At 36.7% G+C, this 10,728-nt stretch carries 12 protein-coding genes; 8 read left to right on the top strand and 4 right to left on the bottom strand.

Translation table 11 applies throughout. The annotated features are described in order from the left end of the window. Positions 1–59: 59 nt before the first annotated feature. Positions 60–1,043: a beta-ribofuranosylaminobenzene 5'-phosphate synthase gene (locus tag ACKI3D_RS01510; RefSeq protein WP_407391677.1), complete on the top strand. Its 984-nt coding sequence runs from the start codon at positions 60–62 to the stop codon at positions 1,041–1,043. Positions 1,044–1,226: 183 nt separating this feature from the next. Next, positions 1,227–1,676 carry an SHOCT domain-containing protein gene (locus ACKI3D_RS01505; protein ID WP_407391675.1) on the top strand — a complete coding sequence of 150 codons (450 nt, stop codon included), beginning with the start codon at positions 1,227–1,229 and terminating at the stop codon, positions 1,674–1,676. Between the two features lie 8 nt (positions 1,677–1,684). On the opposite strand, the gene ACKI3D_RS01500 is transcribed toward ACKI3D_RS01505, so the two are convergent. From ACKI3D_RS01500 to ACKI3D_RS01490, 3 genes are read right to left on the bottom strand one after another with little or no spacing between them, the layout of a single operon-like run. Continuing rightward, on the bottom strand, positions 1,685–2,254 hold the full coding sequence (locus ACKI3D_RS01500) for a TIGR00645 family protein (protein ID WP_407391673.1): 570 nt from the start codon (positions 2,252–2,254) through the stop codon (positions 1,685–1,687). 10 nt (positions 2,255–2,264) lie between these two features. Next, entirely contained in the window at positions 2,265–2,705 is a 441-nt protein-coding gene (locus tag ACKI3D_RS01495; protein WP_407391670.1) for an acetolactate synthase, read from the bottom strand. Between the two features lie 9 nt (positions 2,706–2,714). Next, positions 2,715–4,016, bottom strand: a complete 1,302-nt coding sequence (locus ACKI3D_RS01490) for a phenylacetate--CoA ligase family protein (protein ID WP_407391668.1) — start codon at positions 4,014–4,016, stop codon at positions 2,715–2,717. 201 nt (positions 4,017–4,217) lie between these two features. Between ACKI3D_RS01490 and ACKI3D_RS01485 the strand changes: the two genes are divergently transcribed. From ACKI3D_RS01485 to ACKI3D_RS01460, 6 genes are all read left to right on the top strand, one after another. Then, positions 4,218–4,925: a DUF2162 domain-containing protein gene (locus ACKI3D_RS01485; RefSeq protein WP_407391666.1), complete on the top strand. Its 708-nt coding sequence runs from the start codon at positions 4,218–4,220 to the stop codon at positions 4,923–4,925. 13 nt (positions 4,926–4,938) lie between these two features. Next, the gene (locus tag ACKI3D_RS01480) at positions 4,939–5,583 is read left to right on the top strand and encodes a MotA/TolQ/ExbB proton channel family protein (RefSeq protein ID WP_407391664.1); all 645 of its coding nucleotides are present in this window, start codon (positions 4,939–4,941) and stop codon (positions 5,581–5,583) included. A gap of 4 nt (positions 5,584–5,587) precedes the next feature. After that, positions 5,588–5,911: a DUF2149 domain-containing protein gene (locus tag ACKI3D_RS01475; RefSeq protein ID WP_407391662.1), complete on the top strand. Its 324-nt coding sequence runs from the start codon at positions 5,588–5,590 to the stop codon at positions 5,909–5,911. Between the two features lie 92 nt (positions 5,912–6,003). Then, on the top strand, positions 6,004–6,321 hold the full coding sequence (locus ACKI3D_RS01470) for a transcription factor S (RefSeq protein ID WP_407391660.1): 318 nt from the start codon (positions 6,004–6,006) through the stop codon (positions 6,319–6,321). Then, positions 6,291–7,139, top strand: a complete 849-nt coding sequence (locus ACKI3D_RS01465) for a 4Fe-4S binding protein (protein ID WP_407391658.1) — start codon at positions 6,291–6,293, stop codon at positions 7,137–7,139. Before ACKI3D_RS01470 ends, ACKI3D_RS01465 begins: the two co-directional genes overlap by 31 nt. Before the next feature lie 198 nt (positions 7,140–7,337). Then, on the top strand, positions 7,338–9,083 hold the full coding sequence (locus ACKI3D_RS01460; protein WP_407391656.1) for a hypothetical protein: 1,746 nt from the start codon (positions 7,338–7,340) through the stop codon (positions 9,081–9,083). A 48-nt stretch (positions 9,084–9,131) separates the two neighbouring features. Here the strand turns inward: ACKI3D_RS01460 and ACKI3D_RS01455 are convergent, their stop codons facing one another. Then, positions 9,132–10,547, bottom strand: coding sequence for an alanine/glycine:cation symporter family protein (locus ACKI3D_RS01455; RefSeq protein ID WP_407391654.1), 1,416 nt, complete (start codon positions 10,545–10,547; stop codon positions 9,132–9,134). Positions 10,548–10,728 lie beyond the last annotated feature (181 nt).

Here is a 10,728-nt window from a genome sequence, read left to right as displayed (position 1 = left end):
TTATTATATATTAAGTCCATAAATTAATTGTTTATTTAAATATTGGAAGTGAAAAGAAAATGATAATTAGAGCACCTTCTAGAATACATATGTCCCTCATTGACTTGAATGGGTCATATAGAAGAGTCGATGGTGGAATCGGTTTAGCATTGGCTAATCCGCAATTCGTTTTGGAATCCGAGCAAATTGAAAGTGGAATAGAACTTGAATTTGCCGATACAGTAACAGATGAAGAAGCTATTTTGGAATGTAAGGAAAAAATTCCTAAAGCAGCTCAAAAAACTATAGACCATTTCGGTATTGATGCTGGTTTCAAATTTATTGTACATCAGACTTACCCTCCACATTCCGGTTTTGGAAGCGGAACACAAATAGCCGTTTCAACTGCTCACTTGATTACAGAAACAATGGGCATTGAAGCAGAAAGCCGTGAATTGAGTACAATTGTTGGAAGAGGAGGAACTTCTGGAATCGGTACATACACTCATGATTTAGGAGGATTTATTCTGGACGGAGGTCACAGTAAGGAAGAAAAACCTTTATTCTTGCCTTCAGGTGCTTCAAAAGCAAAACCTGCAACATTGATTGCAAGATTTGACTTCCCGGAAGAGTGGGATATACTGATTGCCATTCCACATATTGAAAAGCATATGGAAGGATCCGATGAAGTGGATGTTTTCCAGACCTACTGTCCTATCCCAAAAGAGGAAGTAGAACAAGTATCTCACCTGATTTTAATGAATCTTGTTCCATTCATGCTTGAAAGGGATATTAAAAACTTCGGATGGGCAGTCAGCGAACTTCAAAAAGTCGGATTCAATAAATTGGAACATTCACTTGATGCAAGCTACTTGCCAACCATGCAGGCTATTGAAGAGGCCGGAGCATATGGTGTAGGTATCTCATCATTCGGACCTGTTCTCTATACTGTTTTCGATGAATCAAATGCAGACATTGTAGAAAAAACCAAGGAAATCATTGGTGATAAGGGTACTGTATTTGTTACAAAAGCGCAAAATCACGGATATGTTATTGAAAAATAACATTTTCTTTTTTTATTTTTTTTGGTGTTTTTTTTAAATGGAAATTTGTAGTGTAATGCTCTATTTTCATGTAATTGAATTATATTAATTTTAGAAATATCATTCATTATTTTAAAGAATTGAAGTAACTATTTTTAAGTAGTTTGGCCATATAATTTAATAGAACTCATTGATTGTGATATTATGGAGAAATCTAATTCTAAAAACAAAACTTCCATTGATTTAAAAACTAACAATAATATACTGCTTGGAAAGAACATGACCATTTCCGGTTATTTGGCTGATGAAGAAGGTAACACTTTAGTAAATAAAGGAATTACTGTTTACATTGATGATGTTTTTGTAAAAACTTTAATAACAAATGGAAAGGGATTTTTTAAAGATTTTTTAGTTGCCAAATTCCCTGGAAAACGAGAAATCAATTGTATATATGAGGGAGATTGGGAATATGAAAAATGTTCTTCTAAAACAATAATTAACATTATTGGAGATAATGACGACGAATCAAATGATGGTGATAGGGAGGCTGTTGATATAGGCAGTCAACTTGAGAAAATAGCTAATCTATATCAGAAGGGATTGTTAAGTGATGATGAGTTTAGATTGGCAAAAGAAAAAATAATTAAAGGATAGAATTGAATTCAGTATTCAATTTCTATCAGTTTATCCTTGTTTTTCATTTCATGTCTTTTTTCGGATAGTATTTCCATTCCAGCGAATACGACACCGGTCAGTACAAATGTTAAGTGGATGATGATTCTCCAGAATTCCACATTTGGATCAAAAGACATTTTTAAGAAGTCTTGCAGTAATTCGATAATGGAAATAGCTACTACTGAACCAATTATTTTAAGTTTCAGACCTGAAAAATCTAATTGGCCCATCCATGATGGGCGGTCTCTGTGATTTTCGGCGATATCTATTTTTGAAACGAAATTTTCATATCCGGAAATTCCTACAATCAATACTAAATTGGCCACAAGTGTCAAATCAAGCAATTTTAAAACTTGTATAATCCATTCATTTTCGGTGAATGTGTACATGTGCATAATGAAGTATACCACATCGCCAACGAACTTAAATAAAATCAGCGCTAAAACCAAGATTAAAATAACATACATTGGGGATAAAATCCAGCGGCTTGCGAATAACAGCCTTTCCATCCTGTCTTCAAAGGTATGCCTTAAGTCTTTCTTTGAAATTTTTACCACCTTTTATCGATTATGTTTTTCCTAAGTTGTAAACCTCTTCGGATTTTACAATAACTACATTGTTTTCCTGCAATACTGAAATTAAATGGTCCAAATCATCAGCGTGAAGAAGTAGAATAGCCTTGTCTTTCTTTTCATGAGTAAATGCATAAAGATATTCTAAATCGATTTCATTATCCTTGATGACTTTTAAGACGGATGTAAGCCCGCCCGGTGCATCGTGCATTTCTACGCCGATAATGTCTGTAATCTTTACAAGGAAGTTGTTTTCCTCCAGCGATTTTTTTCCTTTTTCGGGATCGTCAACAACGAGCCTTAATATGCCGAATTCAGAAGTGTCAGCCATGCACATTGCCCTGATGTTGACATCAACTTTGGTTAGGACTTCCAGCGGTTTTGATAGGCTGCCCATTCTGTTCTGTAAAAAAATTGATAATTGTTTGATTTTCATGTTATCACCTTAATGTAAATTCCTCTCATCAATAACTCTTTTGGCTTTTCCTTCAAATCTTGGCAATGATTTTGGTTCAACCAATGTAACTTTAACACGTATGCCTGTTTCATTTTCTATTGATTTGCCGATTTTGTCCTGGATTGCAACCATTTCTTTAATGCCGTCAAAGAAGATGTCATAAGATGCTTCGACTTTAACTTCAATTTCATCAAGTGTTCCAGGTCTTGTAACTATAATCATATAATGAGGCTCTACATCACCAATCCTAAGCAATGCTTTTTCGATTTGTGATGGGAAAATAGCTACACCTTTAACTTTAATCATGTCATCGGATCTGCCTGTGATTCTGCTCATTCTTGCATGTGTTCTTCCACAGTCACATTTGTCATATGTAAGTTTGGTCAAGTCTTTTGTTCTGAATCTGATTACAGGCATTCCTTCCCTTTCCAGGTTGGTTAAAACCAGTTCTCCTGGTGTGTCTGCACCTAATGTTTTCCCGGTATTCGGGTCAATGATTTCGGGATAGTATATGTCCTCTGCAATGTGAAGGCCTTTTTGGGCAGAGCATTCTACACCAACACCAGGACCCATTAGTTCTGTCAAGCCATAAATGTTGAATGCTTTGCAGCCGAATAGCTCTTCTATTCTGTCTCTCATCTCTTCGGTCCATCCTTCCGCTCCAAATCCGATGGCTTTAATTCCTAAATCCTTTGGATCAATTCCGTCTTCAAGGGCAACTTCCCCCAAATGTATTCCGTATGATGGAGTAAAGATTAGTCCTGTTGTTCCAAAATCGCTCATGATTTCTATTTGCCTTCTGGTCTGGCCGGTTGAAATTGGAATGATTGCCGCACCGATTTTATGGGATCCGTAGTGCACTCCAAATCCTCCTGTAAACATTCCATATCCATGAGTGTTTTGAAGAATGTCATTTTCACCGATGCCCATCATGGTAAGTCCACGTGCAATTGTTTCCGCCCAGGTATCCAGGTCTTTTTGGGTATATCCGGATACGACAGGCTTTCCGGTGGTGCCTGATGATGAATGCAATTCTTTTATTTCAGATATGTCTACGGCAAAAAGCCCGAATGGATAACTTTCTCTTAAGTCATCTTTTGTAATGAATGGGAGCTTTTCAATATCTTTTAAAGTCTCAATATCTTCTGGGAAAACTTCTGCTTCTGTATATCTTTTATTGTAATAAGGAATCTTATCAAACGCTCTTTTTACAGTAGATTGAAGTTTCTTTAATTGCAGTTCCTCAAGGTCTTGCCTCGGCATGGTTTCAATTTCTTCATTCCAATACATGTTTAGCCTCATTTTTTTGTTAATGATATTATTATATATTTCAATAACCTTAAAAGTTACTCATAATATTTAAATGATTAAGTGCAATATATTATTGATGGAGTATTATTTGCATATCGTATTCTTAAAAAATTTATATACTTTGTCATAGTAATAATTAATTGTAAATTTTTAAATTTTATTTGATTATGGGGAATTTATATGGATATGATGAGTGTTTTATGGCAGGTGGGAATCTTTGCTTCAGTTCTTGTCTTCGGTATAAAGATAGGGCTGGCTTCAGGATTGGCCAATCTGCCAAAGAAATTGTTTGCCGCAATATGCATTGCTTATGGTGGGGGAGTAGTAGTTATTTCATATATTGCTTCTTTTTTCGCAGAGCCTTTGGTTCAGGCAATCTACAGTTATAATTCAATATTTTATATTATTATGGCATCAATTATGATTGTTGCGGGTCTATTCACTATTAGGGAATGGAAAATACATGACAGGAACACTTCAACTGCGACTTCACTGGCGATTATTGCGCCTTGTCCATGCTGTTTCGGTTCTATCATTGCAAGCGTCATCATTGTTGCGCCGACTATCGGTGTCAGTTCTCTCAATTTGAGCTGGTATGCAGCAATTGCATTGGTTGCGGTTATGGCCATTACTTATTTGGCATCAAATACAATAGTCAGGTTTATCAATCGTCCTTATCCTGTCGTCTTAGGTAATTTCATGCTTTTGATTGGTGCTTACTTCTTGCTTTCAGCAATTATAATTCCAAATATTGCAAGCGTTTTGCAAAAGAATCTGACTCCTATTACAATGAGTTCTCCTCAAGACATACTCATGATTGTTTTGGCGTTTGCCATTTTGATTGCGGGTGGTGTTGTAATTAATAAAAGAGGTAATATTTTAGAATAATTAGGTGAAAATCATGGTTTTAAATATTCCTGGCGGAGAGTTTTTAACAGGTTCCCTTGATGTCATCTCACAGAGTTTGACAATTCCGGTATTGGTCATATTGCTTGTGATTGTTATTATTTCTATCATTTCTCTAGGTGGAATAATTGCCGAGTATACTTCAAGGCGTAAGGTTCCTGTTGGAACAATTAGAGATTTAATTTATGATATTAATCGAGCCGCTTCAGTTGATGAATTGAAAAATGTCATTGCTAATGCTAAAATACCAAAAGCTCAAAAAAAGGCTTTAACTGAAATCGCTTCCTCTCAAGATTTAGGTAAGGATTCAAGGGAAGCATTGGCTCGTAAATTATTTGAATATGAAGAAGAAAAGACTATGGATGCATTGCAAAAAACCGATATAATTACCCGTATCGGACCGACTCTCGGTTTGATGGGTACTTTGATTCCGATGGGTCCTGGACTTGCAGCACTTGGTGCAGGTGACATCAATACCCTTGCAAGCTCTTTGACCGTTGCATTCAACACTACTATTGTAGGTATCGGTTCCGGTGCATTGTGTTACGTTATTGGAAAGATTAGGTCAGGATGGTATGACAGGTATCTATCTGATTTAGATGCTTTGATTGATGCTGTACTGGATTACATGAATAAGTGATTTTATGGTAAGAAAACAAGGTAGACGACGATCTAGAAGGGTAGAAGAAGACCCAATGGCAGGTACATCCAACCTTGTGGATGCAATGCTTGTCATTGCTGTTGGCTTTTTGGTTTTTGTTATCATCAGCTGGAATATGCAGGCTATGATTGATCCGGACCAGAATATCCATGATCAAATGCAGCAACAAAAGACAACAGAAGTGGATCAAGGTCAAGAACTTAATGAAACACCGGATACTTCAAATTCATCCGGTCAAGGCTATACCGAAATGGGTAAGGTTTATAAGGATCCATCGACGGGTAAGCTGATTATGGTGGAAGGTTAAACCTTTCACAACTAACTTTTTTTTCAACCGATTATTTTTTATATATGTTTTACTAAACTAATACTTACGAATTTTTAATGGTGTTTAGTAATATGGAATTTTGTCCTGATTGCGGTAAGATGTTAATGCCTAACAAAGGCAGGATTAAATGTAGATGTGGCTATGAAAAATCCTTAACTGATGACGATATTGACGAGCAGTATCATATGAAAGGCGAAAGAAATCCGCAGGCTAAGGTAATAGTCACCGACAGAAACAATGTGGCTCTGCCCACTACAAAGATAACATGCTATAAGTGCGGAGGGACAAAAGGATACTGGTGGACTGTTCAAACCCGTTCGGCCGATGAGGCACCGACCAACTTTATAAGATGCGCCAAATGCGGAAACACATGGAGGAGTTCCAACTGAACGTTAAAACGCCAATAATAATGGAATCTATATTTATTTTGATAGCTGTCGTAATGTATCTGATTACTTCAAATACATTTTTCATATTCAATTTCCTGTATATCGGATCAGCAATTTCAATCGGATTGTTTTTCATGGCAAGAAATAACAGATATGCAAGAAATATTATATTGTTGGCTGTTGGAAGCTATCTATTTTTTTATGTTGGAATTTTAGGGCATGAAAACTTATCCATGAGCGGATTTTGGTATTACTTGTTTTTAGGTGTTTTTGAAGCGGCAGTGGTTCACTTTTTAGTTGCAAAGATTCTTGGACCTTTATTGTTTGGTCGTGGATGGTGCGGATATGCATGCTGGACTGCGATGGTACTGGACCTGCTTCCTTATAAGACTCCGCAGAATCCAAGAAAAAACTGGGGATATATAAGATATGTACTGTTTGCAGGGATATTATGCTGTGTGGTTTCACTGTTTGTTTTGAAGCTTTCCAATTTGGATTTGATAATATATTACCTATTCATTGCTGGAAATTTAGCTTATTATATTGTTGGATTCATATTGGCATATAAGTTAAAGGATAATAGGGCATTCTGCAAATACGTTTGTCCGATAACTGTGTTTTTAAAAATATCCAGCTATTTCTCATTTTTAAGGGTGAAAGTTGATGAAGACTTGTGTGTAGATTGCGGTAAATGCAGGAAGTCATGTCCGATGGATGTTGACATGCTGGACAATTCAAGAAAAAGAGAAAACGCAACTGAATGCATATTATGCCTTAACTGCATTCACAGTTGCTCAAAGGATGCACTGAAATTATAAGTTCTGGAAATCAAATTCTTCTTCATAAGATCCAATTGAACTGTTTTTAAAGACATTTTATAATCTAAATTTGGGAAGCCAGGGTTAAAACAATGGAAACGTATGGGGGCTCAAATTGACTTCATGTTAATTTTGTAAGTTGAATGTTTTAATTGCCTAAATGTTTAATCATATAAAACAATTTAGGAGGAAATCAATTTGATAAACAGAAAGATAATGGTGCTTGCAATATTTCTCGTCTCACTTCTGGCCGTTTCAGCCGTAAGTGCGGCGGAAGATGCAGATGCACCTGCAATCGGTGATGTGGGAGACGAAGCGGTTGTGGAAGCTTCTGTTGATGAAGTTATCGATGAACAGACTGTTGAAGCTCCATCTGGTGATGAAGTTGGTGACAGTGATTCAGACCCTTGGGCTGATGGGTTTGTTATCAATACTTATCAGCTTACTTCGGATGACCCTTATACATCAATATTCATAATGCACTGGCCGGAAAATACCAGTATCTCCGAACAGAGTCTTAAGATATCTTATGACGGTCAGCTACACGCAACTAATGGTGACCTTTTGGATGTTCATAATACTATTACAATCAATGGAGACGGCAAAGCGATAAAAAGAATCACTGCCAAGGATTTGGGACTCGGCTTAAGTGAGGGATATGACTTTGGGCTGTATGATATTATAATCAGACACGGTGAAGATGTAATTGAGAATTCCTCTCTTAGAATAGCTGACCTCAGAGAAACAGCGGGTTATTTCGATTCTTCACTGTATGAATTTAATGTCCTGAAAACCCAAGTCGACTGTTATGATGAGGATGCGGTTATATTCAACTTCACTTTCCCTTCTGGGGAATATGCTCCTCTGGATATTAAGGTCTACATCATTTGTGATGAGGTTTGGAACGGTATTGGTACAGACGTAATGAGTCCAATAGGTATTGATGAGGCAACCAATCGGAATGTGAACGTTACGCTTAATAGATTGGGAATAAATGAACCCGGCACATATACATTCATTGTTTTGGATGAATGTCTCATTAGAACATTTGATTTGGAGGTAACCCATAAGTATACTTCAGATGAGTTCATTGATATAGAAGACCAGGTCAGCGGATCTGATTTTCTTGTATGTTCTGTTACAGATCCAACCAGAAGTGGTCTTAACGGTATCGTAAGCGTTTATGCAGACGGAAATAAGGTTTACAGTGAAAAATTGTCTGCCGGACAATATGAATACCTATATATTTTCCTAGACAATATGACCGGCACTTACTACAACGGCAACTACAAAATAAAAGTGGAATATAAGAAATCCGATGGAAATACATATTCTGACGAGAAAGTTGTCGAATTTGTCGGCGTAAGTGATATCGGAAACATTCCAACCACAATCACTGCTTCCGGCGTTTCAACTGAATATAATTTGGAAAAATATCTTGTTGCTACCTTAAATGACGATAAAGGCAAACCTATCAGTGGTGTTGATGTGTATATTGGCGTCATGGGTGTTGAATTCCCTATTACAACCGATGAAAACGGACAGATTAAATATTACCTTGGAGAACTTCCGCCTCAAAAGCATGTTATGGTTCTTTCATTCAAGGGCAATGAAAAATATTTCAATACAACCAAAAAGGTCACTGTAACAGTTAAAAAGGCAACTCCAAAACTAACTGCCAAAGCAAAAACCTTTAAAAAGTCAGTTAAAACCAAAAAATACACAATAACCTTGAAGAATAACATGAAAAAAGCCATCAAAAAGGCTAAAGTTACCATCAAGGTCAACAAGAAAAAATATACTGCAACAACCAACAAGAAAGGTGTTGCAACCTTTAAAATAACCAAACTGACTAAAAAAGGCAAATACAAAGCTACTGTTACCTACAAAGGAAATGCCTACAACGCCAAAGCAACCAAGAAAGTAACTATTACTGTTAAATAGATGATTATTCATCTATTCTTTTTTTTATTTTTTTGTAATTGAACCTATTCAATCCCAGAAATCCAGTTCTCCTTTTTCAAATCCAATTGATTCAGCTTTAAAGACAGGTTCCTGTCCCATTTTCCTTTGTTTTTCATAATCCTTCAGGCAGTCAATAGCTATCTTACCTAAAAGCATACATACAGGCAGGTTGATTAGAGTCATTCCTCCCATGGTGATGTCTGCCATAGCCCATGCTGCGTCCATGGAAATGGTAGCGCCTATGAAAACGATAAATGCACAGCATACATGGAATATGCGCATGAATTTTTCTGAAGGTTTTGTTTTGCCGTTTAAGAAAATCAAAGCATTGTCTACATAATAGAGATTTCCAATCAGGGTTGTAAATGCAAAGAGCACCATTGCAACTGTGATAAATATTGGGCCTATAGGACCAAATACACTTCCAATTGCATTTTGCACATATGGAGCGCCGGAAACGGCTGGAGTTATTGGTATTCCAGTAGACAGGCACATCAATGCAGTGGCAGTACATAAAAGAAGTGTATCGATATATACAGATAATGTTTGCACCAGACCTTGCTTTGCGGGATGTGATACGTTTGCAGAAGCGGAAGCGTTTGGAGCGGATCCTACACCTGCCTCATTTGAGAATAATCCCCTTTTGATTCCGTACACCATACATGAACCGGCCAATCCTCCAAAAATGGAAGTGAAATCAAAGGCATCTTTCAATATTAATTCGAACATTGACGGTACATAGTATATGTTAAAGATAATCACAATTAAAGCAATGATTACATAGGAAATTCCCATGAATGGCACAACTGTACTGGTAATCTTGATTATCCTTTTACCCCCTCCAAGCAAACAATATCCGGTCAGGATTGCCAGTATTGCACCGATTATGACTGGAGTTGTAGTTGGGTTATAGAATGAATAATCGATGAATGTTGACTGAAGGTTAAAGGAGCATAGCATATTAAATCCTACTGCGTAGGTGAGTATCAGGAATATGCAAAACAGCACGGCTAATTTTGGTTTGCTTAATCCGTGCTCGATATAATATGCAGGACCTCCGTAGGCATGGCCCTTGTGGTCTTTCTGCTTGTAAATCTGAGCCAAGGTACTTTCAATGAATGCGGATGAGGCGCCTATGATACACATCAGCCACATCCAGAAGCAGGCTCCCGGACCTCCTAGACAGATTGCTGTAGATACTCCGATGATGTTTCCTGTTCCTACCCTTGAAGCGGTGGATACAAGCATTGCCTGCAGGGAAGATACTGCACCTTCCTTATCAGGCGGTTCCAAAAGTATTCTAAGAGATTCACCGAAGAGCCTTATCTGGACTCCTCTTGTTTTAAAAGTAAAATACAACCCTGCTATCGCCATTACGATAATCAGGATTGGAAAATACATCACGTCGTCGATTAGATTTAATATGCTTATTGGATCCAACATTAAAATTCCCCTTCTTTTACGATATCTGTAATTATAACAGTTTGAACTATCTTTTAGATATATTAATTTTTAATCTTCATTCTATAATAAATTATGTAATTTAATTGAAAATTGATAGAGTTAATTTAATCTTATGAAAATTATTCAATTTTCTAACAAAATTTAAATAATAATTAATGTA

Source organism: Methanobrevibacter sp. (genome assembly GCF_045586545.1).
Taxonomy (GTDB): Archaea; Methanobacteriota; Methanobacteria; order Methanobacteriales; family Methanobacteriaceae; genus Methanocatella.
The sequence above is the reverse complement of the archived record's forward strand: the minus strand, read 5'-3'. Positions and strand labels throughout refer to the sequence as shown.